The sequence below is a fragment of the Neptuniibacter pectenicola genome, from assembly GCF_001597735.1.
GTDB lineage: Bacteria > Pseudomonadota > Gammaproteobacteria > Pseudomonadales > Balneatricaceae > Neptuniibacter > Neptuniibacter pectenicola.
In genome coordinates this window covers 361,629-380,638 of the sequence record NZ_LUTS01000001.1, presented here as the reverse complement: position 1 = coordinate 380,638, position 19,010 = coordinate 361,629, and the positions used below count along the sequence as shown (strand labels likewise).

Here is a 19,010-nt window from a genome sequence, read left to right as displayed (position 1 = left end):
ATAGGGTAAGTTGTTAAATAATACGAATAAGTTTGGGTTTTTCGTGAATAAACTTAAATGCAATGCCTTGTCGAGTGTTTCTTAAGTGCGTTATAGCTACCTGCTCTGCAATAGAATATAATGGCGCGCCGCAGCGTACTTGGTTTGTATGATATGCGAGTTTAACCATTATTCTATGTGGCCTTCCGTATGGGTCACCACTGAAACTAAGGAAATAACATGCCTGTAATTACCCTACCTGACGGTAGCAAACGTGAGTTTGCTAATCCGGTTACTGTTTTCGAAGTTGCTGCTGATATTGGTGCAGGTTTAGCGAAAGCTGCCCTTGCTGGTAAAGTGAATGGTCAGCCAGTTGATACTTCTTTTACCATTGATGATGATGCAGACCTCGCGATTATTACCTCCCGTGATGAGGAAGGTTTAGAAGTGATTCGTCACTCTTGCGCGCATCTGATGGCAATGGCAGTTCAAGCACTTTTTCCAGGTGTTCAGGTAACCATCGGGCCTGTTATTGAAGATGGTTTCTATTACGACTTTGCTTACGAACGCCCGTTTACGCCAGAAGATCTAGAAAAGATCGAAAAGAAAATGGCTGAGCTAACAAAGCAGAATCTACCGGTTACCCGTTCAATTATGAGTCGTGATGAAGCGACTAAAATGTTTGATGAGATGGGTGAGAAGTACAAAGTAGAGCTGCTACAGGCTGTTCCGGATGCTGAAGATCTTTCATTCTACTCTCAAGGTGATTTTATTGATCTTTGTCGTGGCCCACACGTGCCATCTACGGGTCATATTAAAGCATTCAAATTGATGAAGGTTGCCGGTGCATACTGGCGTGGCGACTCCAATAATGAAATGCTACAGCGCATTTACGGTACTGCGTGGGGTGATAAGAAAGCACTTAAAGCGTACTTGCACCGCTTAGAAGAAGCTGAAAAACGTGATCACCGTAAGCTGGGTAAACAGCTTAATATGTTCCATCTGCAAGAAGAAGCACCGGGCATGGTGTTTTGGCATCCAAATGGTTGGACGCTTTATCAGCAGATCGAACAGTACATGCGTACTAAGCAGCGCCAGCATGGTTATAACGAGATTAAAACACCACAAGTGGTTGAACGCTCCTTGTGGGAGAAATCAGGTCACTGGGATAAGTTCTCAGAAGAGATGTTTACAACACACTCTGAAAACCACGATTTTGCAATTAAGCCAATGAACTGCCCTTGTCATGTTCAAGTGTTTAACCAAGGGTTGCGCTCGTACCGAGATCTGCCTTTACGTTTGGCTGAGTTTGGCTGTTGTCACCGTAATGAGCCATCAGGTGCCTTACACGGTATTATGCGTGTGCGCGGCTTTGTGCAAGATGATGCGCATATTTTTTGTGCTGAAGACTCGATTCAAGAAGAAGTTGCACGCTTTATCGAATTTCTTGATGAAGTATATGATGATTTTGGTTTTACCGAAGTGATTTACAAACTGTCTACACGCCCAGAACAGCGTGTAGGTTCAGATGAAGTTTGGGATAAAGCCGAGAAGGCTTTGGCAGATGCATTAGATGCTGCTGGCCTTGAATGGGGTGAACTTCCAGGCGAAGGCGCCTTTTATGGCCCTAAAATTGAATTTTCTTTGAAAGATTGTCTTGGTCGTGTTTGGCAGTGTGGTACTATTCAAGTAGATTTCTCAATGCCCGGTCGTTTAGGTGCTCAATTTGTAAATGAGCAGGGCGAACGTGAGACTCCAGTCATGCTCCATCGAGCAATTTTGGGCTCTTTTGAAAGATTTATTGGTATTCTGATCGAGAACTTTGCCGGTGCATTACCGACATGGTTATCGCCTGTACAGGCAGTTGTGATGAATATTACGGACAAACAAGCAGAATATTGTGAAAAAGTTGTCCAAAATCTTGAAAATAACGGATTCAGGGCCGAGTCGGACTTGAGAAATGAGAAGATCGGCTTTAAAATTCGCGAGCGTACTTTACAGAAGGTTCCTTACCTTCTTGTAATAGGCGATAAAGAAGTTGAGGCAGGTACCGTTGCGGTACGTACGAGAACAGGTGTAGACCTTGGTTCCATGTCTCAAGATGAATTTATAAACCTTCTTGGTAGCGATGTCGCCAAGAAAGGTCGTCAGGAATAATTAGACTAAATAATGGTCAGGAGATACAGCTATCAGGCGTGATAATAAAAGGGGCGCTCGCAGAGAGGAGCCCATGATCAATGAGAACCTGCTTAAAGTAACTAAAGAATGCAGGTTGATTGGTCCAGACGGAACGCAGATAGGCGTCGTACCGATTAAAGACGCTATTGAGGCATCTCAAGAAGCGGGTCTTGATCTGGTGAAGATTTCTGAAGCGGATCCTATCGTCTGTAAGGTGATGGATTATGGCAAACATTTATATGAGCTGAAAAAGCAAAAAAATGAAGCCAAGAAGAAACAGCACCAGGTTCAGATTAAAGAAGTAAAATTCCGTCCAAATACGGAAGAGGGTGATTATCAGGTAAAACTACGCAACCTGATACGTTTCCTTGAAGCAGGAGATAAAGCCAAGATAACACTACGTTATCGTGGCCGTGAGATGGCTCATCAGGAACTGGGCATGCAGTTGCTCCAACGAATCGAAAAAGATTTGGAAGAGACAACCGTAGTTGAACAGCGTCCTAAGATGGAAGGCCGTCAATTGGTCATGGTCTTAGCTCCGAAGAAGAAAAAGTAACTCGTTACTTACCTTAACCCGTGACTAACTCGTTAAAAAGTTAGCTGCGGGTTTTGTCGTTTGTTCTGAGTGAAAAAAAATTAACGAATGCGTGGAGATTTTAGTAATGCCTAAAATGAAATCTAATAGTGGTGCGGCTAAGCGTTTTAAGAAAACCGCTAACGGCTTCAAGCACAAGCAATCCTTCACTAGTCATATTCTGACTAAAAAATCGACTAAGCGTAAGCGTCAGCTACGCCCGATGATGCAGATTCATGCTGCTGATAAGGCTCTAGTTCGTCGTATGTTGCCTTATATTTAAACGATTTTTTTAGTTAATAGAATTTAGAAAGGAAGGAAAGTTATGGCTCGCGTTAAACGTGGTGTTGTTGCCCGTCGTCGTCACAAAAAAATCCTGAAAAAAGCAAAAGGTTATTACGGTGCTCGTAGCCGTGTATTCCGCGTTGCTAAACAGGCTGTTATTAAAGCTGGTCAGTATGCATACCGTGACCGTCGCCAGAGAAAACGTCAATTCCGCGCATTGTGGATTGCACGTATCAACGCTGGTGCACGTATCAATGGTTTGTCTTACAGCCGTTTCATTGCTGGTCTTAAAAAGGCTAACATTGAAATCGACCGTAAGGTTCTAGCTGATCTAGCTGTTCACGAAGCTGGCGCATTTGCTGCGATCGTTGAGAAAGCGAAAGCTTCTCTAGCGTAAGTAAGCACCCAGTGTCGTGTGAACGACTCGATTGAAATAGGGGAAGGGTGCAAGCTCTTCCCCTATTTTTTCGGTTTTTTTGCACAGATTTATTGATGAAATTTGCGCAAAGAAACTGATTTTATGTAGGGACCTACTTTTCTCATATAGATAAAGGTTATGGTCTTTTTCTCCTGATTATTGGAGCCGGATAATGGAAAACATTCAAAGCCTGTTGGCAGCAGGTACTGAAGCTGTTGCTAAGGCAACGACTACGCAAGCGCTGGATGATGTACGTGTTCAGTACTTGGGTAAAAAAGGTGAACTGACAGCCCTATTAAAAGGGTTGGGTAAGTTGTCTGCTGAAGAGCGTCCACAGGCGGGTGCCAAAATCAATGAAGCTAAACAGGCACTGCAAGATAAAATTAACGAGCGAAAAGCCTCGTTAGAGTCTGCGGCGCTTGAAGCTAAGCTGGCAGACGAAACCATTGATGTTACCTTGCCCGGTCGTGGTCAGGAACTTGGTGGTTTACACCCCGTAACTAAAACCATGGAACGTATCGAAGCGTTCTTTGCGGGCATTGGTTACAGCGTCGAAGAGGGACCAGAGATTGAAGATGACTACCATAACTTCGAAGCCCTAAATATACCGTCGCACCATCCGGCCCGTGCGATGCATGATACCTTCTACTTTAATGCCAATACTTTGCTACGTACACACACCTCGGGTGTGCAAGTGCGTACTATGGAAACGCAGCAACCGCCTTTGCGTATTATCTGCCCAGGGCGTGTTTACCGCTGTGATTACGATCAAACTCACTCACCTATGTTCCATCAGGTTGAAGGTTTGATTGTGGATAAAAATATTAGTTTTGCGGACCTAAAAGGCACGTTAGAGCAGTTTTTACGTGAGTTCTTTGAAGAAGATGTTCGGGTTCGTTTCCGCCCCTCTTATTTCCCATTTACAGAACCGTCGATCGAAGTTGATATTGATCGAGGCGATGGCAAATGGTTAGAAGTCTTAGGCTGCGGCATGGTACACCCAAAAGTATTTGAAGCATCTGGCATCGACCCTGAAGAGTACACTGGCTTTGCTTTCGGCATGGGTGTCGAGCGTTTGGCAATGCTACGTTATGGCGTAAATGACCTGCGCTTGTTCTTTGAAAACGACCTGCGTTTCTTAGCTCAGTTCAACTGATCAAAGCAAACGTTTAGCGGTTATTAACAGGATTTTCGGGAAAGCAAAATGAAATTCAGTGAAAAGTGGTTACGTGAACTGGTAAACCCTGCAATCGATACGCAAGGGCTTGTTGATCAGGTCACAATGGCAGGTCTGGAAGTAGATGAAGTAGACGCCGCAGCTAAAGAGTTTAGCGGTGTTGTTGTCGGTGAGATTCTAACGGCTGAGCAGCATCCTAATGCTGACAAGCTACAGGTATGTACTGTCTCAAGTGGCAGTGAAGAGTTTCAAGTCGTGTGCGGTGCGCCTAACGCGCGTGCAGGCTTAAAAACAGCCTTCGCTACGGTGGGCGCTGTACTGCCGACCCCTGACGGTAAAACGTTTAAAATTAAAAAAGCGAAGCTTCGTCAAGTTGAATCGTTCGGTATGTTATGTGCGGAAGATGAGCTGGGTATTTCTGATGGCCATGACGGCATTATGGAGTTACCTGCGGATGCGCCGGTTGGTACCTGTATTCGTGAGTACTTAAACCTTGATGATGCCATTATCGATGTTGACCTGACGCCTAACCGAGGTGATTGCTTAAGTATTACCGGTCTTGCGCGTGAAGTGGGTGTGCTTAATAAAGCGCCAGTTACCTTTATCGACGCGCCTGACGTTGCTGCAACCATCGATGATCAATTTACGGTTGAGTTAAAAGACAGCGCTGATTGCCCACGTTATGTTGGCCGAGTTATCCGTAATATTAACCCACAGGCCGAAACGCCATTGTGGATGAAGCAAAAGCTTGAACGTTCCGGTGTGCGTAGCATTGATCCTGTGGTTGATGTCACTAACTTCATCTTGTTGGAACTAGGTCAACCGATGCATGCGTTTGACTTAGATAAGTTGAAGGGCGGTATTGTTGTTCGTCGTGCAGAGCAGGGTGAAAAGCTTGTGTTGCTGGATGGACAAGAGGTTGAGCTTAACGCGGATACGTTAACGATCTCTGATGCTCAAGGGCCTGTTGCTATGGCCGGCATTATGGGGGGCGAGCCGACCAGTGTAAGCACAGACACGCAGAATATTTTCTTAGAAAGTGCCTTTTTTAACCCGATATCCATCGCGGGACGTGCACGTTCTTATGGTTTACATACGGACTCCTCTCACCGTTTTGAGCGTGGTGTTGATTGGCAGTTACAAACCAAAGCGATTAACCGTGCGACCGCATTACTACTCGAGATTGTCGGTGGTGAAGCGGGGCCTGTTGTCGAAACGGTTGATCAGGATGCGCTACCTTCGGAGCGTCATGTTGTTCTACGCCAAAGCAAAGTAAATAGTATGCTGGCATTTGCTATGCCGCCTGCTGAGATCGAAGAGATCTTAACGCGTCTTGGTTTAGGTGTTGAAAAAACATCGACAGAAGGCGAGTGGAACGTATCTGTACCCTCTTATCGTTTCGATATTGCCATTGAAGTGGACCTTATCGAAGAGCTAGCCCGTGTGTATGGTTATAACAACTTACCTGTACGCACGCCGATGGCATCGATGCCGATCAAACCACAGGATGAAACCTTGGTAACGTTGCATAACGTACGTCGCGCATTGACTGCCTTAGGCTACCAAGAAGCCATTACCTACAGCTTTATTGAAGCGGGTTTGCAGAAGAAATTTGATGACAGGTATGATGCGATCGCGTTAGCGAACCCAATCTCTGCTGAGATGGCGGTTATGCGTACCAGCATCTGGCCGGGTCTTGTTAAAGCGGTTCAGCACAATCAAAACCGCCAGCAAAGTCGCGTGCGTATGTTTGAAAGCGGCCAACGCTTTTTACCTACAGATGGCGATGAGATTATTCAAGAGAATGTAGTGGCCGGTGTGATCACAGGTCCACGTGATCCTGAAGGTTGGAATGCTGGCAAAGACGCGGTTGATTTCTTTGATATTAAAGGCGATTTAGAGAGCTTATTGTCTCTTGGTGGTGCGGCAGATGAGTTCAGCTTTGTTGCTGATCGTCATGTGGCTTTGCACCCTGGGCAGACGGCTCGAATCGAACGTAATGGCGAAGCGGTTGGTTTTGTAGGTGCTTTGCATCCGAATCTTATTAAAGACCTCGGCCTAAATAGCACGGTTTATTTGTTTGAGATTAATCAAGCGGCCCTATGCCAAGGCAAACTACCCCGTTACGAGGAAATTTCTAAGTTTCCAGAGTCCCGTCGTGACTTAGCCTTAATTGTTGATGAGTCTGTAGCATTTGAATCAATTCGTCAGATTACTGAGAAACAAGCGGGTGAATTTATTAAAGAAGTCACGCTTTTCGATGTTTATCAGGGCCAAGGTATTGAAACAGGACGAAAAAGTCTTGCTGTGGGCTTGACGTGGCAGCATCCTTCGCGCACTCTTAATGACGAAGAAATAAACAGCGCAATTGACGCGGTTGTTTCAGCACTGGCTTCTAAGTTGAGTGCCACATTGCGAGAGTAAGCAGCGAAAGGTGATTTATCATGAGTTCGTTAACAAAAGCTGAAATGGCGGAACGCCTAAATGAAGAGCTTGGGTTAAATAAACGTGAAGCCAAAGAGATGGTTGAATCGTTTTTTGATGAAATCCGTGCATGTCTGGCTGATAACGAGCAGGTTAAATTGTCCGGCTTTGGTAACTTTGATCTGCGCGATAAGCGTCAAAGACCGGGCCGCAATCCCAAAACAGGGGAAGAAGTACCTATAGCGGCTCGTCGCGTAGTGACTTTCCGACCTGGTCAAAAATTGAAGGATCGTGTCGAAACTTATGCTGGAGATGGAGCAGAGTAACGACCCTAACCCTATCCCGGGTAAGCGTTATTTTACTATTGGTGAAGTGGCTAAACTTTGTGACCTCAAAGCGCATGTACTGCGTTACTGGGAGAAAGAGTTTAGCCAAATATCGCCTGTAAAACGTAACAATCGACGTTATTACCAGCGTCAGGATGTTTTGTTAATTCGCCAAATTAAAAGCCTACTGCATGATCAAGGCTATACATTGAGTGGGGCTAAACAGTACCTGTCTGGCGAGAATAACGAAGACGACCAAAGCCAATACAAACAACTGCTAAGACAAACCATTACCGAGTTAGAAGCTATTTTGGCTGCGACTAAGCGGCCCTAAGCCAAATAGATGAATTTGGCTTAGATTACATCTTTAGTCGTACTTATCTTGCTATCTTCGAACAACCGTTTTACACATATAGTTCCTATCTTATCCCCCTTTGGCACTGTTTCCCTCTTAAACTATTGGCTTAGATCTCGCTCTTGATTAGCATCAAGTAACAAAAATAATAACGGCGAGATATGGATATGGCTATTGTAAGAGTCGGGCTAGGTCACGCGACTGAGGCGACAACCGCTGCTAATCAAGCAATGGAGAAAACTCCAAAACCGGATCTAGTGATCTGCTTCGTTAACTTCTCATTAGATATTCACCAAGCCTATGCTGACATAAGGGCTGTTGTGGGAGAAAAGGCACCGATCGTAGGCGGTAGTGCGTGGGGTGAATTTTCGAGTTTAGTTGACGGCCCTCAAACCGATACAGTTGTTATTCTTACCCTGCAAAGCTCCTATTTTAGTGTGGGCTTAGGGATCGGCGAAAACTTAACGGCACAGCCAGAACAAGCGGCCAGAGATGCCATTAGAAACGCTTACTCAAATTTATTATCAAACCCTGCTGTTATGTCCCTTATGGCGATTGCGCTAGACAGTAAGGGGGCTAACGAGGTATCCCGTATCAAGCCTTGCATCAACATGGTGTTACCGGATGGTACATCGGCACAAGAGGAAGCGTTTTTACGTAGCCTTATTCTTGAAACGGGCACCGTATCGCAAATTATTGGTGGCTCAACTGCCACGGGCTTAGGGGATAGTAAAAGTTATCAGATCTGTAACGGGGTCTACCAAGATGCAGCAGCTGTGGCCAGCTTTAGTAGTGGTTTAAAAATCGGTACCGCCATGGGGCATCCTTATATTCCTGCGAATAAAGGTGCGGTTGTGACAAAATCCGACGGTCGACGGGTCATTAGTCTTAATGGCAAACCCGCGACGGAGGTCCTGAAAAAACTGCTAGAAAGTGACGAGCTCACACCGGAGCTTTTTATACAAAATCCGTTCGGTATTAAATCTTCAGATGTGTTTGCCGAATACACCATCAAAAGTGCACAGCAGGTGCATGATGATGGTAGCGTAAGCTTTTATGCGGAGATCCCTAAAGGTGCTTTTTTACGTGAAATGAAAACCGATGCGGACACCGCTAAAAAGCGTTTTAAGGAAACCTTAGAAAAAGCGATCATTGATGCCGGCAGTCCTAAGAAGATTGCCGCAGTTATTGTCTTTAACTGTATCCTTCGCCACCAGCTTAAATGCCGCCTCCAGGTTGATGACCTAAGCTTGCTTAAGGAGGTTTGTGGTGATGATGTACCATTGATCGGATTTAACACTTTAGGGGAGCAGGGGGCTACTCAGGGTGGTTCCATTGGGCACTATAACCAAACCGCAACCGTTATGGTTATTGCAGAAGAAGTTATCACGCAATAATTGTTAAAAAATCTTCACAGATTCATACGGTTAAGTTAATATAGCGCCCTCTTGAGGAACGCTCGTTCCCAAGTTCAGAGTCGGGATGTAGCGCAGCTTGGTAGCGCACTTGCATGGGGTGCAAGGGGTCGGAGGTTCAAATCCTCTCATCCCGACCAATTATCATTAAAAAGTCTAAATGATCCAGTAGAAACGTAGCTTCTAGCGAGAGCTAGTATGCGTACTATTTTCGTTCCATTTTTGGCAATTATTTTTTCTGTTCAAACGCACTAAACACCCGGAAAATTTGCATTAAGGCGCAGCCAAAGGTTAAGGCGTGTCAAGAAGTGAAAAGGTTGTGTAAAGGTTCGCTAAGTCGCGTTTTTTGTTGTTTTTTCCGCGTAGTATCGATTGTGAATTCAGTCGGATTAGATGGAGAACACGATGAAATTAACCATACTCTTACCTATAGTCATGAGCTTGAGCGTGTTGCCAACTATCAGTGCTGCGCATAGTAAAGAGAGCTCATACCAAAGTACGTCATATTATAGCGCGCCCCACAAAGGGCAGATTACGCATAAACGGGTGGTTTATAAAACAGGTGCGGTGGTACATAAGGTGCCGTCCAGTGGCATCAGTCTTCGTTTTGGGAATGTGTCTTTTATCTTTAATGAGGGGGTGTATTATCGCCCTGTCAGCCAAGGTTATGCGGTTGTTCGCCCGCCGGTGGGGTTAAAGGTTCGATCCCTACCCAAAGGGCGTGAAAAAGTTGTGATTAAAGGCCGTGGCTATTATGTTTCTCAGGGCATTTATTATATGCATGATAATGGGTACTACCGGGTTATCAATGAGCCCCGTAACGATCTAATTTATAGTAGCCATACGTCAGCGGTTGCTGAGAAGAAAGGGAGGGGGGCGCGTAGCGCTGGGTTTCAGCTTGGCAGCACTTATGGTTCTATACCTCAAGGTGCAAAGTCTGTAACGGTTAATGGTCAACAGTATTTTAAATACCGTGATGTTTATTTTCTTCCGCAATCATCCGGCAGAGGCGTTCATTACTTAGCGGTAAGGTTGAACTAGGTTGAGCTGGTAGGACCCGTCGCCCTTGGACGGTAAAAAGGGCACGTCTAAGTAGACGTGCCAAACGCCGGGTTATTACTTGGGGTTTAAAACTATTTTTCTGCTGCAATAGCGGCAGAGCGATCTCGCAGAAAGGCTAAAATCTGCCAAATCTCATCATCTGTATGGCTTTCTTTAAATGACGCCATAATGGTGCCTGGGCGACCTTGCATAACAACGGAATACATATATTCAGGCGTGTTACCGCCACCGGGCCGATAAGGACCTGTTACTAGGGATGGGGCGCGAGCGCCTTTACCATCGGGACCGTGGCAAAATAGGCACGTATTACCAAAAAGTTGTCTGCCTGTGGCGATAGAGTCGGGGTTGCCGATGTGTTTTTCAGCAAGTGCCGCTAGATCCTCTTCGCTTGTGCCTTCTTGTTGTTGGAGGCCTTCTACACCAAACCCCCATGCGGTTGAGACGATGCTCATCAGAATCAAAATTGCGAGTTTGGTTTTTAGTAATTTTTGCATGGAACACCTTTGAAGATAATAGAGGGAGCAAGCGCCCCCTCGTAAAGGTTAAAAATGATTCAGGTGGTTATTTTTTATGGAGTGCAAACACGAAGAGACCGCCGCCCTTAGTGTTATGTTTGAAAAACTCGCCATACACGAGTGGCCATAAGCTACCGCCACCAGGGCCTACAAGTACGGCAACATATTGAGTGTCGCCTACCATGTAGGTGGTTGGGTTGCTGTGGATACCCGTACCTACGTTGTATTCAAATAGGGTTTCGCCAGTATCATCTTTAATGGCGCGGAAGAAGCCTTCAGCATCACCGTTAAAAACAAGTCCGCCTGCCGTGGCGAGTACACCGCCTGTTGCCGGTACGTTTTGTGAACGCATCCATTCAAGTTCGCCGGTGGTCGCGTTAAATGCTTTTAGGTAACCTGCACCTGGGTGTAAACGAAGGGTGTTGGTGCCTAAGAACCATTGCCCAGGTTTAAACTCCTGTTTTTTGGCTTCTAGGTCCATCGACATATCAATGACAGGCACATAAACCATACCGGTACGTTTACTGTACGCGGCTGGGTGCCACTCTTTACCGCCACCTAGCGTCGGCGCGATATCGGTTGTGATTTTGCCTTCGGTTGGTACTTTGTCTGGGTTAACCGTTGGTCGGCAGTTGTCATCAAAGCTTTTAACCCAGTTGGCCCGCTGCATAGGAACAACCCAGTTACATTTCATCGTTTTGCTGTTGATAGAATATAAGTGGCCGTTACGGTCAGCATGTAGGTAGGTGTCTCTGTTTTGCTTATCTTTGATCAGGATCGCTTCGTTGGTACCGTCATAGTCCCAAACGTCATGGGGCGTGTATTGGAAGTGGTTAACGATTTTGCCGTCTTTCGGATCGATTGCGACGGTGGAGCCTGTATATAAGTTGTCACCTTTACGTGAACTACCATCAAAGTCAGGGGTCGGGTTACCTACACCATAAAGGATGTAACCTGTTTTTTTGTCATAAGTCGGTGGCAACCACGGTGTGCCACCGGCGGTTTTCCAGGAATCTCCTGCCCATGATTTGGCAATTTTTTCTTTGCCGGTCATTGGGACCGTGTAGGTTTTCCAGATCAGCTCGCCTGTATCAGCATCCAACGCATACACGGTGCCTGGGTTTGCGCCGAGGTCACCACCGGAGTTGCCTATTACGATCATGCCATTAATAACCATTGGCATAGACGTTAGGATCTCACCTGTTTTGTAGTCACCGAGTTTCTTTTCCCAAACCACTTCGCCGGTATTGTTGTCTAAAGCAACCATATGGGTGTCGAGTGTGGCCATATAAACTTTATCTTTATAGACCGCGACACCACGGTTAACTGAACCACAGCAAAGCTTTGAACCTAGATCGCCCGGTAGTGCGCGTTGGTATTTCCATAGGATGTCGCCTGTCGTGCCGTCAAGGCCAAAGGCTAGGTTTTGGCTAGAGGTAACATAGAGTCGACCATTGACGGCCATGACTTGGCTGTCTTGTGCGCCAATTACACCAAAGGAAAGATTCCATTTAGGTACCAGATCGCTGACATTGTCTTTGTTGATCTGTGTTAGGGGCGAGTAACGTGTACCTTCGTAATCTCGACCGTAATGTAGCCAGTTATTTGGGTCTTTATCTGCATTGAGCAGCATGTCGTCCGTAACGAAGTTATTAAGATGCTTGCCTTCTAATACATTGACGCCTAGTGCGTGGGTGTTGATAGACAGGCTTAAGCCTAACAAAGCCGTGCAGGCGACTATGCCTGCCATTTTTTTATGCATCATCTTTGCTCTCACTTATTTTTTTTTTAATTTTTATATATACGTGCGCACTAGCTGTTCAGCATTATCCGTGCCATGCAAAAACAAGGGTAAATGGGGCTTATTTCTTTTATTTGGCGTTATTTGTCGTTATCTGGTGGAACTGTTTGTGTCATGGTGCGACATTGTGTTTTATCTAAATTTTAGGTTTGTCGGCGCTTTTGTAGGTAGGAGGCCCGCCTGTGAGGGAACGACTTATGTTTTTATTTCGGCCAAGGGTTAGCCTCCAACATCTCTTCTTGTTGGAGGCTGTGAAATGAATAAAAGCTTAGTAGGAACGAAAGAAACGGGTCGGGTTATATTTAGCGAGGGGGCTATTTTCTAAGCGTAGTTTAAGCGTGTCAGTGGGTAGGCCGACCGGTAGCGGTGGTAGGTAATTTTTTAAGGTGTGTAGCGGCCCTGCTTTATCAAGTGCTTTTTCGGTGAGTGATTGGGTGATCAGCTGTTTGAAGGGAGTTATGTTATTGGCCAAGCGTAAGGTGGCTTTACGCGCTACTTTTGCCGCTAAGGTTTCGTTTGTAAATAGGCCGACCACCACGTTGGTACCGTGATAAAGGATACGCGTTGTTGTCATCATCTCTGATTCGTACTGTTTTAAAAGTGCCTCGTTGGCGATGGCTTCTCCATCAGCAAGGGCGTGGGCGATGAGCTTAGCTAAGGTTGCTTGGCCTTTAAGCCCAAGGTTAAACCCGTGGGCGGTGACCGGGTGCATGCCCACAGCGGCATCGCCAATTAAGGCGAACCGCCGTCCGATAAATTGATGCGCATGTACTGCAACCAGTGGGTAAGTGTGGCGTTTGCCCAATAATGCCATCTCGCCTAATAACCCACCGAGCTTTTGCTCTATATTTTGATTGAACGCGGTATCGCTCATCTCTGCATAGTGCTGAGCTTCACGGCTATTGACGGTGACAACAATGGAGGAGCGGTTTCCATTCATTGGCAGTATGGCGGTGGTGCGTCCGTAGTGAAAGCACTCAAAGGCGGTTTGATTATGGGGCTTTTCATGGACCATGCGACAGACAATTGCGCTACGTGAGAAGTCTTTAAGGCTGGCAGAAAGTCCCATCTGACGGCGCATTTCAGAAAAACGGGTGTCGGCGGCGATAATGAGTTCGGCGGTTAATCGGGTGCCATTGTTGAGGGTGATCTGTCCGCTGTTGTCATCGGAGGTGATGGTTTTAACAACGGTTTCAGTCAATACCTCTATCTGGGGGTGGGATATCAGCTCTTCATAATATGCTTTGCGGATCTGGTGATTCGGTACTAAATAGCCGAGGGCACTCAACGCTTCTGTCGTGTTATCAAAATTTAAGCTGTAGCTAGATTCACCATCGAATACTTTAGCGGCTTCTATAGGTGAAATGTCTTTGTCGGGCAGCCTTTGCCATGCGCCGCAGGCTTTCATAATTTCGACCGATTGATGGGTGAGCGCAATTTCACGTCCATCCTCAGGAGGGTTCGCTAAGGTTGCTCGGGAGGAGCGTTCTATGATGGCCACGTTGAGAGGGAGGTCGGCTAGTGATCGAGCAAAGCTTAACCCCGCAGGGCCCGCACCAATAATAACGACATCATAGTGTTCTTGCATAACGCTTTCTCCCGTTGAAAAAAGCTACTTTACTCTGCCATTTAGTTTTAAGCTTGGATGTAAATCAAGAAATGGTTTCAATCTCGATTGATTGATTGATTGATTGATTGATTGATTGATTGATTGAGTGGGTGGGTAAGCGATAAGCGTGGGGTGTATATGACAGATAGACAGAGTCGTGACGGGGTTGAGGATATTGAGCGGATCACCTTGGGTCATTATGAGGCTAATGCTGAATCATTTTGGCAGGGTACGCGCGATCATGATGTTAGCCAAAATATTGAAGCATTGTTGCAGGCGCTTCCCCAACGTTCAGGGCTAGATATTTTGGATTTAGGCTGTGGCCCAGGACGAGATTTGCACTATTTCAAACAGCTGGGCCATAAGCCCGTTGGTTTGGATGGGAGTCAAACTTTTTGTGATATGGCGAGGGCTCATAGTGGTTGTAAAGTATTGAATCAAAATTTTGCGCAGTTGGATCTAGGTGAAGCGTGTTTTGATGGTATTTTTGCCAACGCCTCGTTGTTTCATGTCCCTAGTGAACTGTTACCGAGTGTACTTAAAGCCTGTCATCATGCTTTGAGAGAGGGAGGGGTTCTATTTAGCTCGAACCCTCGGGGGAGTGATGAGGGGTGGAGTGGTGAGCGTTATGGTCACTATATGGAGTTTGATGTGTGCCAGCGCTTTTGGCATGACGCGGGATTTGATGTGCTGCATCATTATTACCGTCCTGAGGGGATGCCGCGTCAACAACAGCCGTGGTTAGCGATGGTGAGTGTGAAGCGCACCTAGAGCATCATTATGGTGCGGATTGAGGCGCTGGATTAACGTAATTATTGGCGTAAAGCGGGTTGGCAGCAGGGGTAAATAGATCTACCCTTTATATAGCGACTGTGAATTAATAGCGACAAGAAACAATGCCAATTTAATAGGCCTCGTGTACTTAGTAGAAAGGTTAACGGTGTTTAGATGCGTAAAATTATCATTCTTGATGATGAAGTGATGATGCTCAGCAGTTTAGAGCGTCGTATTAAATCTGAAAATTTAGCTTATGAGCCCCACTGTTTTAGTTCAATCAAACTTGCGTTGGCTGAATTAGACAAGGGCGACTGTTATGCCTTTATTACCGATGTGAAGATGCCCCACCTTACGGGGGATCAGGTGGTTAATTACATTAGTAAAAAGTACCCTGAACAGCCTTGTATCGTGATTACGGGGCAAGCAGAAAAACGTGAAATTAGACATATTATGGATGCGGGTAATGTTAAAGAGGTTATTTGGAAACCGATTGATTTTGAAGCACTGGTCACCGCGTTAGACAATATTGCAGTGACTGAATAACCCTGTATCCCTTTATACGCTGCCGCTCGTCTTTTATCATCTTTATCTGTTAGGTCATTTATGTCCCATTCATTACCTGCCTCTTCGCCGATAAAAATTGCCGCTGTAGTACTCGCGGGTGGGCAGGGGGAGAGGATGGGGCGCCAAGATAAAGGCTTAGTGCTGTATCAGGGTGTGCCGATGGTGTGTTGGACATTAGATCGGTTAACACCGTTGTTGGACAAGGTTGTGATTAGTTGTAATCGTAACTTCGAACAATATGAGTCCTATGGCTATACCTTGGTGAAAGATCAGATTGGGGGCTATCAAGGGCCGTTGGCGGGGGTGCATGCAGCGATGCAGCAGTTGGAGGGTTATACCCATGTACTGGTACTTCCTTGTGATACCCCATTACTAGATGAAGACGTTATCCAGTGTTTATTGCAGGCCGTGCGTGTGCATACAGAAGAGATCGTGTTGTTAAAAACGGATGACCAACCGCAGTTTCTTCACGCAGTGATACCCCTTAAACTCACTCAAGCACTGGGCCTGTGGCTCGAGACGGGGGAGAGGGCAGTGTACAAATGGTACAAACAATTCCCTATGTATTTTGTTGAGGTGGGGGCGCAATCGCCCACACTAAAAAACATGAATACCGTGCAAGACCTGTCGTAAGGCTGTGCCTTCTTTTATTGCGTTTTCCCTTCAAAAACCTATGTGGGCTATATAGACGTACTTCCTTTATTAGTTTTTATTAATAAAGCTCATTGCCTGTTGGTGTAGGTCAATTTATATACATATTTGTTTTGTTATTATTCCATTAAGAAATAATCTAATAGCCCGTCAGTGGTGATGTGTCCCTTTATCGAGCGTTGACTCAGTAGAGAGGGCTTAGTTGTGATCTTCCTTTAGCTGAGTGGTGTCTATTACCTTTGTAGGTTTAGTCATTATGGATTTCGATTTTTTAATTGACCGTTTAGGTGAAGACGGTGCGACGGCCGTGGGTGGATTGGTGTTAGGGCTTTTGTTTGGTGTGTTTGCTCAACGAAGTCAATTCTGTTTGCGTGCCGCTGTTGTTGAATTTGTGCGTGGCAGGATGGGGCCTAAAGTGGCGATATGGTTGCTCACCTTTTCTGCGGCTGTGGGGGGGACGCAGGCCCTTATTCTACTCGGTGAGTTGGATATCACTGATTCTCGCATGTTAGCGTCCTACGGTAGTTTATCCGGTGCGGTTATCGGTGGGTTGATGTTTGGTGCGGGTATGATCTTGGCGCGGGGCTGTGGTGCGCGTTTGCTTGTCTTAGCGGCGACAGGAAATTTACGAGCTTTGTTTTCGGGGTTGCTATTTGCGGCCATCGCGCAGGCGAGTTTACGAGGTGTTTTTGCGCCCGCAAGGGATGCGGTGGCCCACTCCGTTTTACTGCATGAAGATGGTGGCTTGGAGCTGCTTAGCTTTTTAGGGTTGGGCGATTATGCCGGTCTTTATATTAGTGTTGCCTGTGCGGTGGTTGCGGTTATCTATGGTATTAAGAATAAACTGACACCTTGGGCGTGGGTTGGTTCGGTGGGAGTCGGCTCTATAATTGTGGGTGGCTGGTGGTTTACGTACCACATGTCGTATCAAACATTTGAGTCAACTCAGGTTGAGAGCATGACATTTACAGGGCCGTCTGCAGATACGTTAATGTATTTTCTGACGCCAGGTGGTGCGCCTATGGACTTTGATGTGGGGCTTGTTCCGGGTGTTTTTGTGGGGTCGTTTTTAGCCGCTTTATTTTCCCGTAGCTTAAAGCTTGAAGGGTTTAAAGATGGTAATAGCATGGTGCGTTACATCTTAGGTGCTTGCTTGATGGGGATGGGTGGCATGTTAGCAGGGGGGTGTGCTGTAGGAGCAGGCTTAACGGGCGGGTCGGCGTTTTCTATTACGGCTTGGATCGCCTTGGCATCTATGTGGGCAGGCGCAGGTCTTACTGACACGTTTGTGGACCGGAAGCGCGAGATGGCGGCGGTTAGAAGTTAAACTTTTTGCCTGAATCTTTTTCTAGTTCTTTTTCTTTAGCTTTCTCTTCTGCTGCGGCGTCGATCTTTTCCGCCAGTTGGGTTACATGTGTCCGTATCTCATATAACTGTCGGTCTAAGGTTTGGTGGCTATTGAGGTTCTGTAGTTTGCTAAAACAGCTGCGGTAATGATGTATAACGACTTCTGGTCCTCTCGATTTTTCCGTTTCGAGCGCATTTAATAGATCAAGATCAACCTCAACACGTGCATAGATACGTTTGGCGGCTTTTGTTAGGTTGTCTGCTGAATCACTGTTGAGATCGCCCTTGTTTTTGATATCGATAATGAACTGAGCCAGTTCCTTGATAATCCCCATGGCTCTTGCGGCTTCGGTGTGACTGTTAAATATAGACATTGATCCGACCGGATGGGGAATCGGTTCAGGCAATATGGCGGCTTGTGCTTGGAGCGCGCTTCTTTGTTGTTTGTTGCTATCGCTTGGGTCAAGTTCAACAACGGCGTTCCAACGGGCTTCTAAGTATTTGCAGAGCAGGGCGCGAATGTCGGTTGTTAGTAAGATCGGGGGAAAGGCGTCGAGTAGGTGGGTTGCTCTGCGTATGCCTGATTTTAAGCTGATCAGGCGGAGGTTACGTTCACGCTTTTTGTTTTCGATATCTTGTATGATAAATGCAATGCAGGACATGAGCGCAACGCCACAAAGAATAATTACTGCTATGTAAGTTGGGCTCATGAAAGGTTCCTATTCCTAATAACTTTACACTATCGAAAAAAACACAGATTTTATAGTTAAATAATTAAATAAAACACTTGTATTTTGAATGTTGGGTCAGTATTATTTGCCCCGCTTTAAAGAGCTGTTACAGCTTGCAGCGTCCCATTCGTCTAGAGGTCTAGGACACCGCCCTTTCACGGCGGTAACAGGGGTTCGAACCCCCTATGGGACGCCATTCTCTTTAAAGTATTGCGGGAATAGCTCAGTGGTAGAGCACAACCTTGCCAAGGTTGGGGTCGCGAGTTCGAACCTCGTTTCCCGCTCCATAGTCTATATTGAGTATTCTATCGGCCAGCTTTTGCTGGTTTTTTTGCGCCTAAATCTTCGTTTTTTCTCATTTTGTTTCTTTCTTCTGCTGAAACCTTAGCGTTTTAATTATGTACTGTGCCTGAAAAGTAGGCTTGATTCAGCATAAGAGATCTCTAATTTATTCCTCTAAAAAGTTCCTTAATATTACCAAAGGGTTAGCGTAAAAACGGCGTTAATGCTGTTTGTTGTATTTGCAACCACTATCAAGAAAACAAAGTGTTCTTTTTTCTTAAAAATAGGGTTGACCCTCAAGAATCAGTTCTTTAATATACGCGCCTCCTTACAAGGCAACGCTGCTTGTAGGGATGTAGCGTCCCATTCGTCTAGAGGTCTAGGACACCGCCCTTTCACGGCGGTAACAGGGGTTCGAACCCCCTATGGGACGCCATTCTCTTTAAAGAGATTAGCGGGAATAGCTCAGTGGTAGAGCACAACCTTGCCAAGGTTGGGGTCGCGAGTTCGAACCTCGTTTCCCGCTCCAAATTCAGCAAT

18 protein-coding genes and 5 tRNA genes are annotated in these 19,010 nt (G+C 46.0%); 19 read left to right on the top strand and 4 right to left on the bottom strand.

Annotated features, from left to right (window positions below; translation table 11 throughout):
• The first annotated feature begins 219 nt into the window (after positions 1-219).
• The 11 genes from thrS to A3773_RS01625 all read left to right on the top strand — a co-directional run bounded on the left by thrS (position 220) and on the right by A3773_RS01625 (position 10,172).
• Complete coding sequence (thrS, locus tag A3773_RS01675) at positions 220-2,136, top strand: threonine--tRNA ligase (RefSeq protein WP_067982145.1); 1,917 nt, start codon at positions 220-222, stop codon at positions 2,134-2,136.
• Between the two features lie 73 nt (positions 2,137-2,209).
• On the top strand, positions 2,210-2,713 hold the full coding sequence (gene infC, locus A3773_RS01670; RefSeq protein ID WP_067866316.1) for a translation initiation factor IF-3: 504 nt from the start codon (positions 2,210-2,212) through the stop codon (positions 2,711-2,713).
• 106 nt (positions 2,714-2,819) lie between these two features.
• Positions 2,820-3,014 (top strand): 50S ribosomal protein L35, encoded by a 195-nt coding sequence (gene rpmI / locus A3773_RS01665; RefSeq protein ID WP_067866314.1) that lies wholly within the window; start codon positions 2,820-2,822, stop codon positions 3,012-3,014.
• A gap of 42 nt (positions 3,015-3,056) precedes the next feature.
• Positions 3,057-3,413, top strand: a complete 357-nt coding sequence (gene rplT, locus A3773_RS01660) for a 50S ribosomal protein L20 (protein WP_067866312.1) — start codon at positions 3,057-3,059, stop codon at positions 3,411-3,413.
• Between the two features lie 193 nt (positions 3,414-3,606).
• Positions 3,607-4,590 carry a phenylalanine--tRNA ligase subunit alpha gene (pheS, locus tag A3773_RS01655; RefSeq protein ID WP_067982143.1) on the top strand — a complete coding sequence of 328 codons (984 nt, stop codon included), beginning with the start codon at positions 3,607-3,609 and terminating at the stop codon, positions 4,588-4,590.
• 48 nt (positions 4,591-4,638) lie between these two features.
• Positions 4,639-7,035, top strand: a complete 2,397-nt coding sequence (pheT, locus tag A3773_RS01650) for a phenylalanine--tRNA ligase subunit beta (RefSeq protein WP_067982141.1) — start codon at positions 4,639-4,641, stop codon at positions 7,033-7,035.
• A 20-nt stretch (positions 7,036-7,055) separates the two neighbouring features.
• The gene (gene ihfA, locus A3773_RS01645; protein ID WP_067866305.1) at positions 7,056-7,361 is read left to right on the top strand and encodes an integration host factor subunit alpha; all 306 of its coding nucleotides are present in this window, start codon (positions 7,056-7,058) and stop codon (positions 7,359-7,361) included.
• A complete protein-coding gene (locus A3773_RS01640) occupies positions 7,339-7,695 on the top strand; it encodes a MerR family transcriptional regulator (RefSeq protein ID WP_067982138.1) in 357 nt (118 codons plus the stop codon). The genes ihfA and A3773_RS01640 overlap by 23 nt, the downstream gene beginning before the upstream one ends.
• A 188-nt stretch (positions 7,696-7,883) precedes the next feature.
• Positions 7,884-9,113 (top strand): FIST signal transduction protein, encoded by a 1,230-nt coding sequence (locus tag A3773_RS01635; RefSeq protein WP_197462703.1) that lies wholly within the window; start codon positions 7,884-7,886, stop codon positions 9,111-9,113.
• Between the two features lie 81 nt (positions 9,114-9,194).
• Positions 9,195-9,271, top strand: a tRNA-Pro gene (locus tag A3773_RS01630).
• Positions 9,272-9,536: 265 nt separating this feature from the next.
• A complete protein-coding gene (locus A3773_RS01625) occupies positions 9,537-10,172 on the top strand; it encodes a DUF6515 family protein (protein WP_067982131.1) in 636 nt (211 codons plus the stop codon).
• 92 nt (positions 10,173-10,264) lie between these two features.
• Here the strand turns inward: A3773_RS01625 and A3773_RS01620 are convergent, their stop codons facing one another.
• The 3 genes from A3773_RS01620 to ubiM all read right to left on the bottom strand — a co-directional run bounded on the left by A3773_RS01620 (position 10,265) and on the right by ubiM (position 14,097).
• Positions 10,265-10,687, bottom strand: a complete 423-nt coding sequence (locus tag A3773_RS01620; protein ID WP_067982127.1) for a c-type cytochrome — start codon at positions 10,685-10,687, stop codon at positions 10,265-10,267.
• Between the two features lie 67 nt (positions 10,688-10,754).
• Positions 10,755-12,473, bottom strand: coding sequence for a PQQ-dependent dehydrogenase, methanol/ethanol family (locus tag A3773_RS01615; protein WP_067982124.1), 1,719 nt, complete (start codon positions 12,471-12,473; stop codon positions 10,755-10,757).
• A 304-nt stretch (positions 12,474-12,777) separates the two neighbouring features.
• Positions 12,778-14,097: a 5-demethoxyubiquinol-8 5-hydroxylase UbiM gene (gene ubiM, locus A3773_RS01610; protein ID WP_067982121.1), complete on the bottom strand. Its 1,320-nt coding sequence runs from the start codon at positions 14,095-14,097 to the stop codon at positions 12,778-12,780.
• 159 nt (positions 14,098-14,256) lie between these two features.
• Between ubiM and A3773_RS01605 the strand changes: the two genes are divergently transcribed.
• The 4 genes from A3773_RS01605 to A3773_RS01590 all read left to right on the top strand — a co-directional run bounded on the left by A3773_RS01605 (position 14,257) and on the right by A3773_RS01590 (position 17,437).
• Entirely contained in the window at positions 14,257-14,889 is a 633-nt protein-coding gene (locus tag A3773_RS01605; RefSeq protein WP_067982119.1) for a class I SAM-dependent methyltransferase, read from the top strand.
• Positions 14,890-15,066: 177 nt separating this feature from the next.
• On the top strand, positions 15,067-15,438 hold the full coding sequence (locus A3773_RS01600) for a response regulator (protein WP_067982116.1): 372 nt from the start codon (positions 15,067-15,069) through the stop codon (positions 15,436-15,438).
• Positions 15,439-15,498: 60 nt separating this feature from the next.
• A complete protein-coding gene (mobA, locus tag A3773_RS01595) occupies positions 15,499-16,092 on the top strand; it encodes a molybdenum cofactor guanylyltransferase MobA (RefSeq protein ID WP_067982113.1) in 594 nt (197 codons plus the stop codon).
• 274 nt (positions 16,093-16,366) lie between these two features.
• Positions 16,367-17,437: a YeeE/YedE family protein gene (locus A3773_RS01590; protein ID WP_067982712.1), complete on the top strand. Its 1,071-nt coding sequence runs from the start codon at positions 16,367-16,369 to the stop codon at positions 17,435-17,437.
• Here A3773_RS01590 and A3773_RS01585 read toward each other — a convergent pair.
• Positions 17,427-18,167: a hypothetical protein gene (locus A3773_RS01585; RefSeq protein ID WP_067982111.1), complete on the bottom strand. Its 741-nt coding sequence runs from the start codon at positions 18,165-18,167 to the stop codon at positions 17,427-17,429. The two genes, A3773_RS01590 and A3773_RS01585, sit on opposite strands and share 11 nt — an antisense overlap.
• Positions 18,168-18,308: 141 nt before the next feature.
• On the opposite strand from A3773_RS01585, the gene A3773_RS01580 reads away from it, so the two are divergent.
• The 4 genes from A3773_RS01580 (at position 18,309) to A3773_RS01565 (ending at position 18,999) form a co-directional block, all read left to right on the top strand.
• A tRNA-Glu gene (locus tag A3773_RS01580) sits at positions 18,309-18,384 on the top strand.
• Positions 18,385-18,400: 16 nt separating this feature from the next.
• Positions 18,401-18,475, top strand: a tRNA-Gly gene (locus A3773_RS01575).
• Positions 18,476-18,830: 355 nt separating this feature from the next.
• Positions 18,831-18,906 (top strand) — tRNA-Glu (locus A3773_RS01570).
• A gap of 18 nt (positions 18,907-18,924) precedes the next feature.
• Positions 18,925-18,999: transfer RNA gene (locus A3773_RS01565), tRNA-Gly, on the top strand.
• The last annotated feature ends 11 nt before the right edge of the window (positions 19,000-19,010 follow it).